At 73.0% G+C, this 18702-nt stretch carries 17 protein-coding genes; 8 read left to right on the top strand and 9 right to left on the bottom strand.

What is annotated here, in order from left to right; translation table 11 throughout:
- Positions 1-46: 46 nt before the first annotated feature.
- Positions 47-1537: an FAD-dependent oxidoreductase gene (locus tag CS0771_RS03340; protein ID WP_212839738.1), complete on the bottom strand. Its 1491-nt coding sequence runs from the start codon at positions 1535-1537 to the stop codon at positions 47-49.
- A complete protein-coding gene (locus tag CS0771_RS03335; protein ID WP_212839737.1) occupies positions 1534-3675 on the bottom strand; it encodes a molybdopterin oxidoreductase family protein in 2142 nt (713 codons plus the stop codon). The genes CS0771_RS03340 and CS0771_RS03335 overlap by 4 nt, the downstream gene beginning before the upstream one ends.
- Positions 3676-3992: 317 nt before the next feature.
- On the opposite strand from CS0771_RS03335, the gene CS0771_RS03330 reads away from it, so the two are divergent.
- Complete coding sequence (locus tag CS0771_RS03330; RefSeq protein ID WP_203741640.1) at positions 3993-4253, top strand: DUF6364 family protein; 261 nt, start codon at positions 3993-3995, stop codon at positions 4251-4253.
- Positions 4243-4536, top strand: a complete 294-nt coding sequence (locus tag CS0771_RS03325) for a type II toxin-antitoxin system PemK/MazF family toxin (protein ID WP_203741638.1) — start codon at positions 4243-4245, stop codon at positions 4534-4536. The genes CS0771_RS03330 and CS0771_RS03325 overlap by 11 nt, the downstream gene beginning before the upstream one ends.
- 13 nt (positions 4537-4549) lie before the next feature.
- Here CS0771_RS03325 and CS0771_RS03320 read toward each other — a convergent pair whose 3' ends face one another.
- The 3 genes from CS0771_RS03320 to CS0771_RS03310 form a co-directional block, all read right to left on the bottom strand.
- A complete protein-coding gene (locus CS0771_RS03320) occupies positions 4550-5050 on the bottom strand; it encodes a MarR family winged helix-turn-helix transcriptional regulator (protein ID WP_212839736.1) in 501 nt (166 codons plus the stop codon).
- Between the two features lie 54 nt (positions 5051-5104).
- Positions 5105-5698: a malonic semialdehyde reductase gene (locus CS0771_RS03315; protein WP_212839735.1), complete on the bottom strand. Its 594-nt coding sequence runs from the start codon at positions 5696-5698 to the stop codon at positions 5105-5107.
- Between the two features lie 190 nt (positions 5699-5888).
- Positions 5889-7235, bottom strand: a complete 1347-nt coding sequence (locus CS0771_RS03310; RefSeq protein WP_212839734.1) for an MFS transporter — start codon at positions 7233-7235, stop codon at positions 5889-5891.
- 347 nt (positions 7236-7582) lie between these two features.
- Here CS0771_RS03310 and rplM point away from each other — a divergent pair, with 347 nt between their 5' ends.
- From rplM to glmM, 3 genes are all read left to right on the top strand, one after another.
- Positions 7583-8026 carry a 50S ribosomal protein L13 gene (gene rplM / locus CS0771_RS03305; RefSeq protein WP_203741631.1) on the top strand — a complete coding sequence of 148 codons (444 nt, stop codon included), beginning with the start codon at positions 7583-7585 and terminating at the stop codon, positions 8024-8026.
- Between the two features lie 20 nt (positions 8027-8046).
- Positions 8047-8526, top strand: coding sequence for a 30S ribosomal protein S9 (rpsI, locus tag CS0771_RS03300; RefSeq protein WP_212839733.1), 480 nt, complete (start codon positions 8047-8049; stop codon positions 8524-8526).
- A gap of 157 nt (positions 8527-8683) precedes the next feature.
- On the top strand, positions 8684-10027 hold the full coding sequence (glmM, locus tag CS0771_RS03295; RefSeq protein ID WP_212839732.1) for a phosphoglucosamine mutase: 1344 nt from the start codon (positions 8684-8686) through the stop codon (positions 10025-10027).
- Between the two features lie 104 nt (positions 10028-10131).
- Here the strand turns inward: glmM and CS0771_RS03290 are convergent, their stop codons facing one another.
- Positions 10132-10659: an MmpS family transport accessory protein gene (locus CS0771_RS03290; protein WP_212839731.1), complete on the bottom strand. Its 528-nt coding sequence runs from the start codon at positions 10657-10659 to the stop codon at positions 10132-10134.
- 174 nt (positions 10660-10833) lie between these two features.
- Between CS0771_RS03290 and glmS the strand changes: the two genes are divergently transcribed.
- Positions 10834-12738: a glutamine--fructose-6-phosphate transaminase (isomerizing) gene (gene glmS / locus CS0771_RS03285; RefSeq protein ID WP_212839730.1), complete on the top strand. Its 1905-nt coding sequence runs from the start codon at positions 10834-10836 to the stop codon at positions 12736-12738.
- Here glmS and CS0771_RS03280 read toward each other — a convergent pair.
- From CS0771_RS03280 to CS0771_RS03270, 3 genes are all read right to left on the bottom strand, one after another.
- Positions 12725-14407 (bottom strand): alpha/beta hydrolase, encoded by a 1683-nt coding sequence (locus CS0771_RS03280; protein ID WP_212839729.1) that lies wholly within the window; start codon positions 14405-14407, stop codon positions 12725-12727. The two genes, glmS and CS0771_RS03280, sit on opposite strands and share 14 nt — an antisense overlap.
- Positions 14404-14730: a type VII secretion target gene (locus tag CS0771_RS03275; RefSeq protein WP_212839728.1), complete on the bottom strand. Its 327-nt coding sequence runs from the start codon at positions 14728-14730 to the stop codon at positions 14404-14406. The genes CS0771_RS03280 and CS0771_RS03275 overlap by 4 nt, the downstream gene beginning before the upstream one ends.
- Positions 14731-15061: 331 nt before the next feature.
- Positions 15062-16672, bottom strand: coding sequence for an amidohydrolase (locus CS0771_RS03270; protein WP_212839727.1), 1611 nt, complete (start codon positions 16670-16672; stop codon positions 15062-15064).
- 23 nt (positions 16673-16695) lie between these two features.
- On the opposite strand from CS0771_RS03270, the gene CS0771_RS03265 reads away from it, so the two are divergent.
- Positions 16696-17070, top strand: coding sequence for a holo-ACP synthase (locus CS0771_RS03265; protein WP_212839726.1), 375 nt, complete (start codon positions 16696-16698; stop codon positions 17068-17070).
- 25 nt (positions 17071-17095) lie between these two features.
- Positions 17096-18571, top strand: a complete 1476-nt coding sequence (locus CS0771_RS03260) for an NAD(P)H-hydrate dehydratase (protein WP_212839725.1) — start codon at positions 17096-17098, stop codon at positions 18569-18571.
- Positions 18572-18702 lie beyond the last annotated feature (131 nt).

Here is an 18702-nt window from a genome sequence, read left to right as displayed (position 1 = left end):
TGACTGACCGGCAGCAACATGATGAGCTCACTGCGTTCGCTCATGATCAGGACACCCCCACACTGTCGGAGCTGGACAGCCACCCGACGATGCCGTCAACCGCGTCCTTGCAGCTGCCGCAGCCGGTGGTGGCGCGGGTCCGGGCGACGACGTCGTCGACCGTGCGGGCGCCGGCGCGCCAGCAGCGCACCAGCGCGCCCTTGGTGACCGTGTTGCACTGGCACACGGTGGCGTTGTCGGGCATGAGCGCGGGCGAGGTCGTGGCGACCGGCGCCTCCGCGCCGCCCAGCGCCCGGCCCAGCAGCAGCGCGCGCCGGTCGCGCGGCACCACGCCCTTGCGGTCGAACAGCTGGATGACCTGCCCCACGTTCGGGTTGTCGCCGAGCATCACCGCGCCCGCCAGCCGGTCGCCGCGGATCAGCAGCCGGGCGTACGTGCCGCGGGCCGGGTCGGCGAAGCTGACGTCCTCGCAGGACGGGTCGGCCTGCAGCGTGCCCATGGCGGCCAGGTCGATGCCGGACGCCTTGAGCCGGGTCACCGGGGCGCTCGGCTCGTACACCGCCTCGGGCTCGGCACCGGTCAGCCGCGCCGCCAGCACCTTCGCCTGCTCCCAGGCGGGCGCGACCAGGCCGCCGACGACCTCGCCGAACTGGGCGCAGTCGCCGATCGCGGAGATGCGCGGGTCGGAGGTGCGCAGCGTCTCGTCGATCACGACGCCGCGCTCCACCCGCAGCCCGGCGGCGCGGGCCAGCGCCGTGTCCGCGCGCACGCCGCAGGACAGCACCAGCAGGTCGGCGCGCAGGTTGCGGCCGTCCAGGCGCAGCGTCACGCCGTCGGCGTCCGCGCCCACCCCGATCGCGGACGAGGCGAGGTGCACCGCCACGCCGTGCTCGGCGAGCGTGCGCACCAGCACCGCGCTGGCGCCCGGGTCGAGCTGGCGCTCCATCAGGTGGCCGACGCCGTGCACCACCTCCACGGCCAGGCCGCGCCCGGCCAGCCCGCGGGCGGCCTCCAGGCCGAGCAGCCCGCCGCCCAGCACCAGCGCGGAGCGGGCGCCGTCGGCGGCCTCCAGGATGCGGCGGCAGTCCTCCAGCGTCCGGAACGCGGCGACGCGCGGGTGCGGCGTCTCCAGGCCCGGGATGGGCGGCACGATCGCCTGCGAGCCGGTGGCCAGCACCAGGTGGTCGTAGCCGAGCTGCTCGCCGTCGTCGAGGGTGACCGTGCGGGCGGCCCGGTCGATCGCGGTCACGGTGACCCCGGTGCGGGTCTTCACACCGTGCCCGGCCGCCTCGGTGAGCGTGATGTCGCCCTCGGCGTGCTTCCCGGCCAGGACGCTGGACAGCAGGATGCGGTTGTAGGCCCGGTGCGGCTCCGCGCCGAGCACGGTGACCTCGACGTCCGGCGCGGCGGACAGCTCCGTGGCCAGCCGGGCGCCGGCCATGCCGTACCCGATGATCACGACGTGGTTGGGGGAGGTGCGGGGACGGTCGGCGCGCGGCACGGCAGTGCCGTGTCGCGTGGTGTTACCTGGATTCATGGCGTCACCGGCTCGATTCGTACGGCACAGACCTTGAACTCCGGCATCCGGGAGATCGGGTCCAACGCGTCGCCGGTGAGCGTGTTGGCCCGGCCCGCGCCGGAGTAGTGGAAGGGTGCGAAGAGGGTGTCGGGGCGGATCGTGGCGACGATCCGGGCGGGCGCGGTCAGCTCGCCGCGGCGGCTGATCACGCGCACCTGGTCGCCCTCGGCCAGGCCCAGCCGCTCGGCCAGGTCGGGGTGCAGCTCGACGAAGGGCCCGCCGGGCAGCGCCGCGATGCGCCGGGTCTGCGCGCCGGACTGGTACTGCGCCAGCACCCGTCCCGTGGTCAGGTAGAGCGGGTACGCGGCGTCGATCTCCTCGGCCACCGGCCGGTGCTCCACCGCGATCATGCGGGCACGGCCGTCCGGGGTCGGGAAGCCTGCTTCGAAGAGCCGCGGCGTGCCTGCCCGGTCCGCTGCGGGGCAGGGCCAGAACACGCCTTGCTCGGCGTCCACCCGCTCCCACGTGACGCCGGCGTAGTCGGCCACCCCACCAGCGGTGGCACGCCGCAGCTCCTCGAAGACGGCGTACGGGTCCGCGGTGAACCGCGGGGTCCGCACGCCTCCGGCGCCGGAGCGACCGTCGCCGGTTTGGCCGAGCCGGGAGGCCAGCTCGGCCAGCACCGCCAGATCCGTCCCTGTCCCTGGCGGTGGCTTGCGCAGGGCCCGGCGCCGCAGCACCCGGCCCTCCAGATTGGTCATGGTGCCGTCCTCCTCGGCCCACTGGGCCACCGGCAGCACCACGTCGGCCAGCGCGGCCGTCTCGCTCAGCACGAAGTCGCACACGACCAGCAGGTCCAGCGACTTCAGCCGCTCGGTGATCCGCCCGGCGCGGGGCGCGGAGACCACCGGGTTGGAGCCGAACAGCAGCATTGCCTTCGGCCCGCCGGGCTGTCCCAGCGCATCGAGCAGCTCGTACGCGGACAGGCCGGCGCCGGGCAGGCTGTCGGGGTCCACGCCCCACACCGCGGCGACGTGCGCTCGCGCGGCCGGGTCGTCGATCTTCCGGTACCCGGGGAGCTGGTCGTTCTTCTGGCCGTGCTCGCGTCCGCCCTGGCCGTTGCCCTGCCCGGTGAGGCAGCCGTAGCCGGAGCCGGGCCGCCCCGGCAGGCCGAGCGCGAGGGCCAGGTTGATGAACGCGGTGACCGTGTCGACGCCCTTGCTGTGCTGCTCGGCGCCGCGCGCGGTGAGGATGATGGCGCGTTCCGCGCTCGCCAGCGCGCGGGCGGTGGCCTCAAGATCGGCGACCGGCACCCCGGTGATCCGCTCCACCCGGGCGGGCCAGTAACCGGCGGCGGTCCGGCGGACCTCGTCCCACCCGGTGGTGCGCTCGGCTAGGTATACCGGATCGGTCAGCCCTTCGGCGATCACGATGTGCAGCAGGCCGAGAGCCAGCGCGAGATCGGTGCCGGGGGTGGGCTGCAGGTGCAGGGTGGCGGCGCGGGCGGTGGGCGTGGCGCGCGGGTCGACCACGATCTGGGTGCCGCCCCCGGCCCGCTGCTCGGTCAGGTAGCGCGCGAACGGCGGCATCGTCTCGGCCACGTTCGCGCCGATCAGCAGCAGGGTGTCCGCGGCCGCGACGTCGGCCATCGGGAACGGCAGGCCGCGGTCGATGCCGAAGGCGCGGTTGCCGGCCGCTGCGGCCGAGCTCATGCAGAAGCGGCCGTTGTAGTCGATGTTGGCGGTGCGCAGCACGGTGCGGGCGAACTTGCCCAGCGCGTACGCCTTCTCGTTGGTGAGGCCGCCGCCGCCGAACACGGCGACCGCGTCGCGGCCGTGCGCGGCCTGCGTCCGCTCGATCCCGGCGACGATGAAGTCGTACGCCTCGTCCCAGCTCGCGGGCCTGCCCTTGATCAGCGGGGTGGTCAGCCGCTCGGGGTGGTCCAGCAGTTCGGCCGAGGTCCAGCCCTTCTGGCACAGCCCGCCCCGGTTGGTGGGGAAGTCGCGGGCGGCGACCTCGACCCGGCCGTCCGGCTGCTCGCGCAGCGTCATCCCGCACTGCAGCGCGCAGTAGGGGCAGTGCGTGTCGACCTCGCGCGCGCTCGGCAGCACCGGCAGCGCGGTGGCCGCTGTGGCGGGTGGGGCCGAGGGTGTCATGTGCGGAATCCTGCGGTCCAGGAGTTTCGCCTCAGCGTCCCTTGTGTTTCCAACCTGCTAAGACCAGCGCACGTCCGCAGTGAAAGCGCTGTTGGTGGGCTTGGAGTGATCAGCGGCACCCGGTGACACGCGATTCCGGCGGCTCCGCCGTCCAGCGATGGTGATGATCGTCCGAATGGTCGATTACCCCATCCAGGCGCTAACAGTTACGATGGCGTCACAATGCGTAAAGTTGCTCGAAACGGGTGATTTTCACTCACGCAAGTGGCACGAAGAACAGGATGACTCGTGGTCACACCGGGCGTAATCTAATCGGCATGACTGCCAAAGTAACGCTGTCCTTCGCGGACGAGACGATTGAGGAAGCGCGCCGTTACGCCGAGCGCGACGGGCTGTCGCTGTCGGCCTGGATGGACCAGGCCGCGCGGGAGAAGGCCCTACGGGAGCTGTTCAGCGCCCACGCGGACGTGGTTCGCCGGGCGGGCGTCGACCGTTTGGAGAAGAACGCTCTAGACGACGAGCGCGAAGTCGAATTGGTACGCCTGGAACTGTCAGGACGGGGGCGGCGTGCTGCGTAGAGGCGAGATCTGGCGGATCGACGGTGCCCGGGAGCGGCTCGGCCTGGTCATCAGCTCCGACGTGTACAACAGCACGGACGTGCCGATCGTCATAGTCGCGGAGGTCGTCGAGGAGGACGAGCTCCGCGACTCGCCGCTGGCCGTGCCGATGGGCGAGCTGATCATCATGCCGGACCGGGTGTCCTCGCCCATGAAGAAGTGGTTCACCGACATGGTGGACGTCTGCGACACCGACACCATGCGCCGGGTGGGCCGCGCGCTGCGCATCATCCAGGACCTCTAGGCGAGAGCGGGCTTCAGCACTCCGCCTCGTCCTTCGGGCACTGCTCCCGCATCGAGGACTGCAGCGGCTCGAAGATCTCCGCCAGCTGAGCGAGCTGGGCGGGGGTCAGCCGGTCGATGAAGATCGACCGCACCAGCTCGACGTGAAACGGCGCGACCCGCCGGATCGTCTCCCAGCCCTCGTCGGTCAGCACGGCGAACTGCCCGCGCCGGTCGTCCGGGCAGCTCTCGCGGCGGACCAGACCCGCCCGCTCCATCCGGGTGATCTGGTGGGACAGCCGGCTCTTCTCCAGCAGCAGCGTGTGCGACAGCTCCGACATGCGCATCCGCCGCCGTGGCGCCTCGGACAGGGAGACCAGCACGCTGTAATCGGTCCCGGAGAGGCCGTGCTGGCCCATCCCACGCTCCAGCTCGGCCGTCACCAGCTTCGACGTCATCAGGAAGCTGCGCCATGCCCGCTGCTCCTGGTCGGTCAACCAGGGGACCTCGGTCGTCTGTGTCGTGGTGGTCACCATGAATCACAACCTTAGAGGGGTGGGGACACCGGTCCCCACCCCTCATCGTCTCGATCAGGCCGTCGTCACGACATCGTCGTACGGCAGTCGGGGGCTGCGGTCGAACCAGGCGTCGGCGCCCGGCTTGCCGATGTTCACCACGGCCAGCACCCGGTGCTCGCCGTCGGGGAAGAACTCCTTCTCCACGCCGGCCGCGTCGAAGCCGGTCATCGGGCCCGCGGCCAGGCCCGCCGCGCGTACGCCCAGGATGAAGTAGCCGACCTGGAGCGCGCCGTTGAACCGGGCGGTCTCGGCGCGGGCGTGGTCGTCGCCGGTGAACCAGTCGCGCACGCCCGGGAAGTGCGGGAAGGTGCGGTGGAACTCGTCGTGGAAGTTCGTGTCGGCGGCCAGCACGGCGACCAGCGGGGCGGCGGCGGTCTTGGCCTGGTTGCCCTCGGCCATCTGCGCGACCAGGCGCTCGCGGGCCTGCGCCGAGCGGACCAGCACCACGCGCAGCGGCTGCATGTTCACCGAGGTGGGGGCGTACTTGACCAGCTCGTAGATGGCCTGCACCTGCTCGTCGCTCACCGGCTCGTCGGTGAACGTGTTGGCGGTGCGGGCGGCGCGGAACAGCAGGTCCTGCGCGGACTGGTCGAGGACGATCGACATGATGTCTCCTTGCGAAGTCGGTCTGGCTGCGTCAGCCACCTGGCACCAACTTTGGTGAAGCTTCAACTATTTCGCAAGCCGCCGGACTGTGGTCTACGCGACACCATTACGCCTCTGAGCTGCGCATACATGAATGTGCCCCGACCCCGGCAGGCGGGCCGGGGTCGGGGCGAGGAGGGAGAGATCAGGTTCAGACGCCCGCGTGGGCCAGGCTCGGCGCCTGGGCGACCAGGACCCGCCGCCGCAGGTAGCACCACCAGGTCACGGCGAGGCAGACGCCGTACAGCACGGCGAACCAGCCGAAGGCGGTCTCGATGCCGCCGGTGGCCTTGATCGAGTCGCTGATCGCCCGGGGCAGGTAGAAGCCGCCCACCGCGCCGATCGCGCCGGCGATGCCCAGGGTCGCCGCCGACTCCCGCTTCGCGGTGGCCAGGTCGGGCGACGTGGCCGCGAAGATCGCCGGGATCATGCGGTACGTCGAGCCGTTGCCCGCCCCCGCCGCGGCGAACAGCAGCAGGAACGCGGTGAGGAAGCCGGCCATGCTCTTGGCCTGCACCGCGGCCACGACGCCGTAGGAGCCGAGGCCCATGATCACGAAGCAGGCCGCGGTGACGCGGGCGCCGCCGACCCGGTCGGACAGCCAGCCGCCCACCGGGCGGACCAGCGAGCCGATCAGCGGGCCGGTGAACGCCAGGGTGATCGTCGCGGCGCCCAGGTGGGCCACCGGCGCCTGCGGGAACTGCAGCTTGAGTACCAGCGGGAAGGCGGCCGAGTAGCCGAGGAACGAGCCGAAGGTGCCGATGTAGAGGAAGGACATGATCCAGGTGTGCGGCCGCTTCACCGTGGCGAACTGGGCGCGCAGCGGCGACTTCGCCACGGTCAGGTTGTTCATGTAGAGGTGCGCGCAGAGCGCGGCGGCCAGCACCAGCGGCAGCCACATCAGGCCGCCGTAGACCAGCCCGAAGGACAGCGCGATCGGCACGACCAGCTGCATCACGCTGATGCCGAGGTTGCCGCCGGCCGCGTTGAGCCCCAGCGCCGTGCCCTTCTCCTTCTCCGGGAAGAAGAAGGAGATGTTGGTCATGGACGAGGCGAAGTTGCCGCCGCCCAGACCGGCCGTGGCGGCCAGCACCAGCACCACCCAGTAGGCGGGTTTGGCGGTGACCGCGTACACCATGCCGATGATCGGGATCAGCAGCAGCAGCGCGCTGAGCATGGTCCAGGTGCGCCCGCCGAACCGGGTCACCGCGAAGGTGTACGGGATGCGCATCAGCGCACCGATCAGGTTCGGCAGCGCGACCAGCCAGAACTTCTGGTCGACGGTGTACGGGAAGGTGGTGGCGGGCATGGCCACCACCACGACGCTCCAGAGCGTCCACACCGAGAACCCGAGGTGCTCCGCGAAGATGGAGAAGATCAGGTTCCGCCGGGCGACACGGCGGCCGGTGGACGCCCAGAACTCCGGGTTCTCGGGATCCCAGTTGCTGATGGCGGCGGCGGGCGTCTTTGCCGGCGGCGCGGGCGCGGTGACGGTCATAGCGAGCAAGTTACGAACGTGTGATTGCGATGATGTTCCGCGTCCCGTACCCATGTTGTGAACCCTGCCGCACCGCGCCGGGTCCCGCGCTGTGAGTTCGCCCTGGAAAACCGGACAGGGGACGCCATACCACAGGAGGGCCGGGCCGTTTTGACCTCACTGCGGGGCAGCGGGTATCGTTAGCGGCTGTTGTGCGAGAGGTGGCGCCGAGCCGGCAGTCCTGATGCTCAGGTAGGCTTGTCGTTCGCGCGCCGGTCCGTGTTCACGGCCGGCCGGCATCGCAGAATCCGTTGGTCGTGGGCGGTCGCCCGCGGTCACACAGACCTACGACGAGACAAGGTAGACCTGTGCGTACGTACAGCCCGAAGCCGGGTGAGATCGAGCGTCAGTGGCACGTGATCGACGCTTCTGACGTCGTGCTGGGCCGGCTCGCCACCCACACCGCCAACCTCCTGCGCGGTAAGCACAAGCCGACTTTCGCGCCGCACGTCGACACCGGCGACTTTGTGATCATCATCAACGCCGGCAAGGTTGCCCTCACCGGCAACAAGCGCGCGACCAAGATCGCCTACCGGCACTCCGGCCACCCCGGTGGTCTGAAGGCCGTCGGTTACGAGGAGCTGCTCACCAAGCGCCCCGAAAAGGCGATCGAGCTGGCCGTCAAGGGCATGATCCCTCACAACAAGCTGGGCCGGCAGATCCTGTCGAAGCTCAAGGTCTACGCCGGCGCGGAGCACCCGCACGCGGCGCAGCAGCCGGTGCCGTTCGAGATCAAGCAGATCGCGCAGTGAGCGCGGACGAAGGAATCACCATGACCGACACTTCCGTGCCGACCCAGGCCGTGGTCGAGGCTGAGGCCTCGGTCGCCGTCGCTGCCAAGCCGGCCACCCCGAAGTTCAAGGGCGACCGCCCGATCCAGACCGTCGGCCGCCGCAAGCAGGCCGTCGTCCGGGTGCGCCTGATCCCGGGCACCGGCAAGATCACCTGCAACGGCCGTGAGCTGGAGAAGTACCTCCCCAGCAAGGTCGCGCAGCAGTCGGTGCGGGAGCCGCTCGTGCTCGCCGAGAAGGGCGAGACCCTCGACGTCGTCGCCAACCTGCGTGGCGGCGGCATCAGCGGTCAGGCCGGCGCGCTGCGCCTGGCGATCGCCCGCGCGCTGTGCGAGCTCGACCTCGACGACCGCCCGGCGCTGAAGAAGGCCGGCTTCCTCACCCGTGACGCCCGCGTCACCGAGAGCAAGAAGTACGGTCTCAAGAAGGCCCGTAAGGCTCCGCAGTACTCGAAGCGTTGATCGCTTTCAGCTGCTGAACGGCCGGGCACGCTCCTGCTTCCAGGCGGGATGGCGTGCCCGGCCGTTCGACTTTCCGCAGCTCCCGGCCTCGGCTCGCCACCCGCGCGCCGGGTCGTGTCGTACCCCTCCTTTCGCACCCCACAGAAAGGGCCACCGGATGGCACGCCTCTTCGGCACCGACGGCGTACGCGGTCTGGCCAACGCGGACCTCAGCCCCGAACTCGCGCTCTCCCTCGCGGTCGCCGCGGCGCACACGCTGCCCGACCAGGAGGCCCGAGTGCAGCCGCCGCTCGTGGTGGTCGGCCGCGACCCCCGGGCCAGCGGCGAGATGCTGGAGGCGGCCGTGGTCGCCGGCCTGGCCAGTGCGGGTGCCAACGTGGTCCGGGTGGGCGTGCTGCCGACCCCCGGCGTGGCGTTCCTGACCGCCGAGGTGCGCGCCGACTTCGGCGTGATGATCTCCGCCAGCCACAACCCGATGCCCGACAACGGCATCAAGTTCTTCGCCGCGGGCGGGCACAAGCTCACCGACGAGCAGGAGGACACGATCGAGGCCGCGCTCGGCGCGCCCTGGACGCGGCCCACCGGAGCTCAGGTCGGCCGGGTGCACGACCTGCTCGACGGCGCCGAGCACTACACCTCGCACCTGGTCGAGGCGACCGGGCAGCCGCTGGCGGGCATCAAGGTCGTGCTGGACTGTGCCCACGGCGCCGCCAGCGACGTCGCCCCCGAGGCGTTCCGGGAGGCCGGGGCCGAGGTCATCGCGATCAACGCGGAGCCGGACGGGCTCAACATCAACGACGAGTGCGGCGCCACCCACCTCGCCCCCCTCAAGGCCGCCGTCGTCGAGCACGGTGCCCACCTGGGCATCGCGGTCGACGGCGACGCCGACCGGTGCCTGGCCGTGGACGCGAGCGGCACCGAGGTCGACGGCGACCAGATCATGGCGATCCTCGCGCTGGCCATGCGCGACGCCGGTGCGCTCGCCGAGAACACCCTCGTCGCTACCGTGATGAGCAACCTCGGGCTGCGCATCGCCATGCGCGAGGCCGGCATCACCCTGGTCGAGACCAAGGTCGGCGACCGGTACGTGTTGGAGGAGCTGCGGGCCGGCGGGTTCAGCCTCGGTGGCGAGCAGAGCGGTCACGTGGTCTTCACCGAGCACGCCACCACCGGCGACGGGGTGCTCACCGGCCTGCGCCTGCTGGCCCGGGTCGCCGAGACCGGCAAGACCCTGGCCGAGCTGGCCGCCGTGGTGCAGCGCCTGCCGCAGGTGCTGATCAACGTACGGGTCGCCGACAAGGGCGTGGCCCGCGCGCCGGAGATCCTCGCCGCGGTCGCCGCCGCCGAGTCCCAGCTGGCCGGGACCGGCCGGGTGCTGCTGCGTCCGTCGGGCACCGAGCCGCTGGTGCGGGTCATGGTCGAGGCGTCCACCGAGGACGTCGCCCAGAAGATCGCCGAGGGCATCGCCGCCGACGTGCGGGCCGCCAGCCCCGTCGGCTGAGTCGCGGGGCGGTCGCGTCTCGCGCGCCGCCGGCAAGATCGCTGCCTCGTGTCAGAACCTGTGCTCAAGCCCCAGGTTCTGACACGAGGCAGCGATCTTCGTGGTCAACCACCCACGAACACCGTCGTGCAGATGGCCGTCGTGCCGGTGGCGCTGCTGCGCTTCTGTTCCTTGCCGTCGATCGTGATGCTGCAGCCGTCCAGCTTCGCGCTGCCGCCGAGCGCGATCACGGAAGCCGCGAACGAGTCCGACGCGACGGTGAGATCCTTGCTCCAGGGCAGGGTGACCGTCTCGCTCTCCGTGCCGCCGGTGCCCAGGGAGTACGTGATGACGGTCTGGCCGGTGCCCTCCACGGTGTAGCGCACCGTGTGCGAGCCGGTGCCGTCACCGGTGACGACGCCCATGCTGGGCAGGCTGTCCTCGATCTCCTGGACCTTGTCGCCGGTCCAGTCGAGCACGAAGTAGCCGAAGGCGCCGCAGCCCACGCAGAGCACCAGCACGACGCCGAGGATGATGCCCACGATCAGGCCCGCCTTGCTCTTCTTCGGCGGCTGGATCGGGTGCTGGTACGCGGGCACGCCGTACGGCGGCGGCGACTGATACGGGTCAGGCTGAGGAGGGGGGTAACTCATGCGCGGATGGTAGGGCAGCCGCGCCCGCCGGCCATCCCCCCTGGCGGCAACCCGTCACTATTCGGGCGCGCGCCGGCCCGTCCCCAGGTCGGCCCACATTGCAATCAGGACGTGTGCGTGAATACCCCCGTTCCGCTCATGCAATATGAGCGAAACTCCGCTAGGGTAACGGGCATGTGCGGGATCGTGGGATACGTGGGCGGCCAGTCGGCGCTCGGTGTGGTGTTGGAAGGGCTGCGTCGCCTGGAGTACCGGGGTTACGACTCCGCAGGCGTCGCCGTGCTCGCGAGCAGCCGGCTGCTGCTCGCGAAGAAGGCCGGCAAGCTGTCGAACCTGGAGAAGCTGCTGGCCGAGGCGCCCGAGGCCGAGCTGCGTACGGGCACCACGGGCATCGGGCACACCCGCTGGGCCACCCACGGCGGCCCCACCGACCGCAACGCCCACCCGCACCTGTCGGCCGACGGCCGCATCGCGGTGATCCACAACGGCATCATCGAGAACTTCGCGAAGCTGCGGGCCGAGTTGCAGGCATCCGGCGTCGAGTTCGCCAGCGACACCGACACCGAGTGCGTGGCGCACCTGCTGGCCGCCGAGCTGGCCGGGGTCGCGGGCAGCCCGCAGGCGCTCGCCGACGCGATGCGCCGCGTGTGCAACCGGCTGGAGGGCGCGTTCACGCTGCTCGCGGTCGACGCGCAGGCACCAGGCGCGGTGGTCGGCGCGCGGCGCAACTCGCCGCTCGTGGTCGGCCGCGGCAACGGTGAGAACTTCCTGGCCAGCGACGTGAGCGCGTTCATCGAGCACACCCGCGAGGCCGTCGAGCTGGGCCAGGACCAGATCGTCCTGATCACCGCCGACGCCATCGAGATCACCGACTTCGCCGGCAACCCGGCACAGGGCCGCGACTACCACGTGGACTGGGACGCCCGCGCCGCCGAGAAGGACGGCCACGCCTGGTTCATGCTCAAGGAGATCGCCGAGCAGCCGCAGGCCGTCGCCGACACCCTGCGCGGCCGCATCGGCGAGCACGGCGAGATCATGCTCGACGAGGTCCGGCTGACCGACCAGGACCTGCGCGACGTCGACAAGGTCTTCATCGTCTCCTGCGGCACGTCGTACCATGCCGGCCTGGTCGCCAAGTACGCCATCGAGCACTGGACGCGGATCCCGTGCGAGGTCGAGCTGGCCAGCGAGTTCCGCTACCGCGACCCGGTGCTGGACCGGTCCACGCTGGTCGTGGTCATCTCGCAGTCCGGCGAGACCATGGACACGCTGATGGCGCTGCGCCACGCCAAGGAGCAGAAGGCCCGGGTGCTGGCCATCTGCAACACCAACGGCTCCACCATCCCGCGGGAGTCCGACGCGGTGCTCTACACCCACGGCGGCCCGGAGATCGCGGTCGCCTCGACCAAGGCGTTCCTGACCCAGCTCGCCGCCTGCTTCCTGGTCGGCCTGCACCTGGCCCAGGTGCGCGGGGTGAAGTACGCCGACGAGGTCGGCGCGGTGCTGGCGCAGCTCCAGGAGATGCCCGCCAAGATCGAGAAGGTGCTGGCGGCCATGGACCCGGTCCGCGAGCTGGGCCGCCAGCTCGCCGAGACCAACGCCTCGACGGTGCTGTTCATCGGCCGCCACGTCGGCTACCCGGTGGCGCTGGAGGGCGCGCTCAAGCTCAAGGAGCTGGCCTACCTGCACGCCGAGGGCTTCGCCGCGGGCGAGCTCAAGCACGGCCCGATCGCGCTGATCGCCGGCCCCGCCGGGGACGGGCGCGCCTTCGACCGGGGCACCCCCGTGGTCTGCATCGTCCCGTCGCCCGCCGGGCGCGGCGTGCTGCACGACAAGATCGTCAGCAACATCCAGGAGGTGCGCGCCCGCGGCGCCCACACCATCGTCATCGCCGAGGAGGGCGACGACGCCGTCGTCCCGTACGCCGACATGCTGGTGCGGGTGCCGCGGACGCCGACGCTGCTCGCGCCGTTCGTCACCACCGTGCCGCTGCAGGTGCTCGCCGCCGCGATCGCCGACGCCAGCGGGCACGACGTCGACCAGCCGCGCAACCTGGCCAAGTCCGTCACGGTGGAGTAGCCGGTCCCGTCACGATCCCGGCCAGGGTCCGCAGCGCGGGCCCGGCCGGGTCGAAGTAGCTCGCGTGGGCGTCGACCGGGTCGGCGCCCGCCTGCGACGGGAACGCCCGCGCGCCGAACCCGGCCGCGGACGGGTCCGTCCCGTGCCACAGGTCGGCGTTGCCCCCGAGCACGGCGTCGCTCGCCGAGCCCAGCGCGACCAGCCCCGGACCGCCGGCCAGCACGCCCACCACCGCCTCACCCGGCGACGGGGCGAACCGGACGATGTCGTTGGGCGCCGTCGACGCCCAGACGTGGGCCGGATCGCGCAGCTCGGCGGCCCGGTCCACGCCCATGCCGGGGCTGCCCAGCGCCACGATCTCGTCCGCCACCACGGCCCCGTCCCGCTCGGCCACGCCGACGGCGAGACTGCCGTACGAGTGCCCGATCAGCGTCAGCCGGGCCGGGTCGCCCTCATGCGTGGCGGCCAGCCCGGCCTGGAAAGCCGTCAGCTCCGGCCGGGCCGCCACCGCCGCGTCGGCGCGCGCGGCGTCCAGCCCGTCGGGTGCGTCGTACCCCAGCCACATGATCGCGGCGGTCCCCTCGTCCGGCGCCTGCGCCGTGGCCGCCTGGTGCAGCGTGGCGGCTCGCTCCAGCTCACCCTCGAACGCGTCCAGCGACGAGCCCGCGCCCGGCACGTACGTGGCGACGTTGTCGCTGACGTCGGGATCGCCGAAGGACACCACCGCCCGGCCGTCCCCGCCCGCGCCGAACTGCAGCAGGTACGCGCGCGGCTCGACGGCCGCCAGCCGGTGGTAGAGGCCGCTGAGCGCGTCGAGCCTGGTCCGGGCGGCGGCGTCGCCGGGGCCGGCGGCCACGGCTTCGCGCAGGCGGTCCAGCTCGCGGTCGAGCAGGTCCCGGTTGGCGCGGTCGCGGGCGGTCACCGGCACGCCGTCCAGCCCGGCGATCTGCTCCGGCCGGTGCGCCACCAGCCAGCGGCGCTCGGCGTCGCTGAGCCCCGCCCACCACTGCGCCACCTGCAGCAGGCCCACGCCGCTCGGCACGGCCACCGGGCCGCCCGCCCAGCCCGTGCGAGCCGCCGTGGCCAGCTCGTGCAGCGCCTTCGCCGTCTCCTGGTCGCTGCGGTCCGCCGCCGCGAGCACCGTGTCGATCTCCGCGGCGACCCGGACGGCCAGCGCCACGTCCGCCTGCCCCGGTGCCCCGGCCGCACTCTGCCCGCTGCCCGAGCCCCGCCCGCCGCGTCCGCTGCCCGAGCCTGGTCCGCCGCGTCCGCTGCCCGGGCCGCGATCGCCGCCGTAACCGTTCGGCGGTGCCACGACGCTGACATCGCCGACCGCGGAGACGCGCACGGCGGTGCCGCGTGTCGCATCGACGGCGGTGGCGAGCCGCTCCCGAAGCACGGCGATTCGCGCCGCGTGCCGGGACAGCAGCTGGTCCGCCTCCAGCAGCGCCCCGGGCATGACCAGCAACCGCGCGGCCAACGCCGCACCGGACTCCCGGGCCGCGTCGGCGGCCGTGCCCCCGCTCCACGCGCGGTCCACCCGGACGAGGTGGGCGGCGAGGTCGTCGGCGTGTTCGTCGGCGCGGCGGCTCAGCCCGCGCCAGGCCGCCGCGCTCGCGTGCCACCGGGCCGGGTCGGCGTCGCGCAGCTGCGCGTACGTGATGGTCATCGGCGGGCCCCCGCGGTGATCTTGCGGGCGAGGTCGGAGTCGCGGTCGGCGTAGCTGAGCCCGGCCACCCGCAGCCGGTCGCCGAACCCGGCGATGTCCGCCGCGACGGCGGCCAGGTGCGCGGTCACCGCGTGCGCCAGCGCGGCCTGGGCGTCGCCCACGGCCCACCCCGGCGGGCAGTCGCGCAGCCTGGCCGCGGCCGGTGCCTCCCGGGCGAGCGCACCGGACAGCCCGTCCAGCGAGGCGGCCAGCCTGACCAGTTCATCGGGTTCCACGAGCACCGGCTTGAGCGGCCCGGATCCGTCGGCGAAGGTCGGTTTCATGGCTCGATGCTTCCGGCCGGGCCGGGACCCGCACAGCCCCTGTGGATAACCTCGGCCACCGTTACCCACAGGTTTTCCACAGGCCTTGTCCACGGATACCGCGCCCTGTTAGCCGGCCCGCCGTTCGGCTACTGCGGGAGCCGCCGCGTCACGGCCTGCCTGCCGCGCGGGAAGCCGCCGCCCCACCGCCAAGATCGGAGGTTCGTGTCGAAAGCTGGGGTCCAGCCCGACTTTGTGACACGAACCAGCGATCTTCGCCAGCGGCCCAGCGGCCCAGCGGCCCAGCGGCGCAGCGGCGCAGCGGCGCAGTGGCGCAGTGGCGCAGTGGTTGTCAGGTGGTGTGGACGAGGTGGCCGGCGACCCAGGTGTGGGCGGCGCGGGCGGCGCCGATCTCGGTGGGCGGGCCCGCGAACGGGTCGCGGTCCAGGACGGTCAGGTCGGCCCGCAGTCCGGGCGCGATCCGGCCGCTGTCGTCGAAGTGGTTCACGTACGCCGAACCCGCCGTGTACGCCTCCAACGCCGTCCCCAGGTCGAGTGCCTGCTCGGGCCCGAGCGGCGGCTCGCCGCAACCGAGGGCCACCCGGTTCACCGCCACGTGGATCGCCCGCATGGGGTCGGGCTCGGACACCGGCCAGTCGCTGCCCGCCGCCAGCCGCCCGCCGTGCGCGTGCACCGCGCCGAACGGGTACTGCCAGCCCGCCCGCTCGCCGCCCAGGAACGGGATGGTCATCTCGTCCATCGCCGGTTCGTGCACCGCCCACAGCGCCTGCATGGTGACGGTGAGCCCGAGCCGCCCGAATCGCGGCACGTCAGAAGGGTGCACCACCTGCACATGGGCCACGTGATGCCGCCGCGGCGAGGGCGCGACCGGCTCGACCGCGTCCAGCACCTCCCGTACGGCCCGGTCGCCGATCGCGTGGAAGTGCACCTGGAACCCGTCGGCGTCGAGCAGCGCCACGATCTCCCGCAGCTCGGCGGGGTCGACCCGGGAGATGCCGCGGCGGTCGGTGGCGCAGCCGCAGCCGTCCAGGTACGGGTCGATCATCGCGGCGGTGAAGTTCTCGGCCACCCCGTCCTGCATGATCTTGACGGTCTCCGCGCGGAAGTTCGCGCCGCCCGACGCGCGCGCCGCCGCCCGGCGTTCCCGCAGCTCGGCGAGCTGCTCCAGGCCGCGCGTCGGCTCCCACCACAGGGCGCCGCGCACCCGCGCGGTCAGCAGCCCGTCCGCGTCGGCGGACCGGTACGCGTCGAAGGCGTCCGGCCAGCCGCCGTAGTCGCCGAGGATCGCGTCCTGCCAGGCGGTCACCCCGAGCGCGTGCAGGCGGGACTGGGCCAGCAGCAGCGCGCGCCGGATCTCGGCCGCGTCCGGCCGCGGCGCAACCGAGCTGACCAGCTCCATCGCGCTCTCGTGCAGCACACCGGTGGGCTCGCCGGCGGCGTCGCGCTCGATCCGGCCGCCCTCCGGGTCGGGGGTGTGCCGGTCGATCCCGGCCAGCGCCAGCGCGCGCGAGTTGCACCAGGCGCTGTGCGCGTCCCGCACCGCGAGGTACACGGGCCGGTCGGCGACCACCCCGTCCAGCGCGGCCCGGTGCGGCTGGCCGCCGCCGAACGCGTCGTACGACCACCCGGCGCCCATCACCCACGGGCGGTCGCCGTGCGCGGCGGCGTACGCGGCCAGCTCCCGCAGGTAGCCGGCCTCGTCGTGCGGCTCGGTCAGGTCGCAGCGGAGCAGGTTCAGCCCGGCGAACACGGGGTGCGCGTGCGCGTCCTGGAAGCCGGGCAGCAGCGGCCGCCCCGCCAGGTCCACCACCTCGGTCCGGGCCGTGACCAGCGACGAAACCTCGTCGTCCGAGCCGACGGCGACGATCACGCCGTGATCGACCGCGACCGCCGTGGCGCCGCGCACGCCGTACACATTCCCGGAGCGAAGTACCAGATCCACACCTGAGACCTTAAGGTCAACACGTGATTGTCTCGGTGGGCAACGACGTCGTCCTGGTCGAGCGGTTCGCACAGGCGCTGCAGCGCACCCCGCACCTCAGGGAGCGCCTGTTCACCGAGGCCGAGCGCACCACCAGCTCGGGCCACGAGCGCTCGCCCGAGTCGCTGGCCGCGCGGTTCGCCGCCAAGGAGGCGGTGGCCAAGGCGCTGGGCGCGCCGGCGGGCATGCACTGGCACGACTGCGAGATCGTGGTGGACCCGGACGGGCGGCCCTGGCTGACCGTGTCGGGCACCGTCGCCGCGGTGGCCGCCGAGCGCGGCGTCGAGCGCTGGCACCTGTCCCTGTCCCACGACGGGGGCATCGCCTCCGCCGTCGTCATCGCCGAGGCAGGGCTGTGAGCCGCCCGGCACGGGAGGTCCGCCCATGAGGCCGGTGTATCGCGTCGCGCAGGTGCGGGCGGCCGAGTCCGCGCTGATGGCGACGCTGCCGCCGGGCACGCTCATGCAGCGCGCCGCCGCCGGGCTGGCCCGCCGCTGCGCGGTGACCCTGCGCGACCAGGGCGGGGTGTACGCCTCGCGGGTCGTGCTCCTGGTCGGCCCCGGCGACAACGGCGGCGACGCCCTGTACGCCGGAGCCATGCTGGCGCGGCAGGGTGTCCAGGTCGGCGCGCTGCTCAGCGACCCGAAGCGGGCGCATGCCGAAGGGCTGGCCGCGCTGCGCGCCGCGGGCGGCCGGGTGCTGCCCGACTGGCCACGCCGGATCGACCTGGTCGTCGACGGGCTGCTCGGCATCGGCGCCACCGGCGCCCTGCGCGGCACCGCGCTGACCCTGGCCGAGCAGCTCGCCGCCCTCGACCCGCGCCCCACGGTGATCGCGGTCGACGTCGCCTCCGGCGTCGGCGTGGACACCGGCGACGTGCCCGGCACCGCCGTACACGCCGACGTCACCGTCACCTTCGGCTGCCTCAAACCGGCCCATGTGGTCGGCCCCGCCGCGGTGCTGGCCGGGCAGGTCGAGCTGGTCGACATCGGCATCATGCCGCACCTGCCCGCCGACCCGGCGCTGCGCGTCGCCGACACCGCCGACCTGGCCGCCTGGTGGCCGCAGCCCGGCCCGATCTCCGACAAGTACACCCGCGGCGTCGTCGGCGTCGCCACCGGCTCCGCCGAGTACCCGGGCGCCGCGCTGCTGTCCCTGTCCGGCGCGCTCGCCGGGCCGGCCGGCCTGGTCCGCTACGCCGGGTCGGCACACGAGCTGGTGGTGCCCGCACACCCCAGCGTCATCGCCGCGCCGCGTGTCGCCGACGCGGGCCGGGTGCAGGCCTGGGTATGCGGCAGCGGCCTCGGCACCGACGAGCGGGCCGCGGGCGAGCTGCGCTCGGTGCTCGCCGCGCCGGTGCCCGTGCTGCTCGACGCCGACGCGATCACCCTGCTCGTGGACGGCTCCATGTCCGGTGAGCTGCGCCGCCGCGACGCGCCGACCGTGCTCACCCCGCACGACCGGGAGTACGCCCGGCTCGCCGGTGAGCAGCCCGGTCCGGACCGCGTCGCCGCCGCGCAGAAGCTCGCCGCGTGGACCCGCTCGGTGGTGCTGCTCAAGGGCGACCGGACCGTCGTCGCGGGCCCGTCGGGCGAGGCGTGGGCCAACCCCACCGGCACCCCCGCCCTGGCCACCGGCGGCACCGGCGACGTGCTCTCCGGCCTGCTCGGCTCCCTGCTCGCGGGCGGCCTCCCCCCGATCCGCGCCGCCGTCGCCGCCGCCTACGCCCACGGCCTCGCCGGCCGCCTCGCCGCCACCACCGGCCCCGTCACCGCCGTCGACGTAGCCACCGCTCTCCGCCCCGCCGTAGCCTCCCTGACCCACGCCCCCATCGGCGTCGCCCCCGTCCGCCCCCGCTGACCCGCCTACCCCACCTCCCCCTCCCACCTCGCCCCGCCCGCCCCGCCCCGCCCGCAGTTTCGGGGAAACTGCACGAATAGCCGGTGGCAAGGCTGCACTTTCCCCGAAACTGCAGCTGGATCGGCGGTTAT

Origin of the sequence: Catellatospora sp. IY07-71 (assembly GCF_018326265.1) — a bacterium.
Taxonomy (GTDB): Bacteria; Actinomycetota; Actinomycetes; order Mycobacteriales; family Micromonosporaceae; genus Catellatospora.
The sequence above is the reverse complement of the archived record's forward strand: the minus strand, read 5'-3'. Positions and strand labels throughout refer to the sequence as shown.

Bases quoted from the DNA above. Each gene is read 5' to 3' on its own strand.
- CS0771_RS03310 (WP_212839734.1), bottom strand. From the start codon at position 7,235: ATGACCGTCACCGCGCCCGCGCCGCCGGCAAAGACGCCCGCCGCCGCC.
- CS0771_RS03330 (WP_203741640.1), top strand. From the start codon at position 3,993: ATGACTGCCAAAGTAACGCTGTCCTTCGCGGACGAGACGATTGAGGAA.
- CS0771_RS03275 (WP_212839728.1), bottom strand. From the start codon at position 14,730: ATGAAACCGACCTTCGCCGACGGATCCGGGCCGCTCAAGCCGGTGCTC.
- rpsI (WP_212839733.1), top strand. From the start codon at position 8,047: ATGACCGACACTTCCGTGCCGACCCAGGCCGTGGTCGAGGCTGAGGCC.
- CS0771_RS03320 (WP_212839736.1), bottom strand. From the start codon at position 5,050: ATGGTGACCACCACGACACAGACGACCGAGGTCCCCTGGTTGACCGAC.
- CS0771_RS03315 (WP_212839735.1), bottom strand. From the start codon at position 5,698: ATGTCGATCGTCCTCGACCAGTCCGCGCAGGACCTGCTGTTCCGCGCC.
- CS0771_RS03260 (WP_212839725.1), top strand. From the start codon at position 17,096: ATGAGGCCGGTGTATCGCGTCGCGCAGGTGCGGGCGGCCGAGTCCGCG.
- glmS (WP_212839730.1), top strand. From the start codon at position 10,834: ATGTGCGGGATCGTGGGATACGTGGGCGGCCAGTCGGCGCTCGGTGTG.
- CS0771_RS03335 (WP_212839737.1), bottom strand. From the start codon at position 3,675: ATGACACCCTCGGCCCCACCCGCCACAGCGGCCACCGCGCTGCCGGTG.
- CS0771_RS03290 (WP_212839731.1), bottom strand. From the start codon at position 10,659: ATGAGTTACCCCCCTCCTCAGCCTGACCCGTATCAGTCGCCGCCGCCG.
- CS0771_RS03340 (WP_212839738.1), bottom strand. From the start codon at position 1,537: ATGAATCCAGGTAACACCACGCGACACGGCACTGCCGTGCCGCGCGCC.
- glmM (WP_212839732.1), top strand. From the start codon at position 8,684: ATGGCACGCCTCTTCGGCACCGACGGCGTACGCGGTCTGGCCAACGCG.
- CS0771_RS03280 (WP_212839729.1), bottom strand. From the start codon at position 14,407: ATGACCATCACGTACGCGCAGCTGCGCGACGCCGACCCGGCCCGGTGG.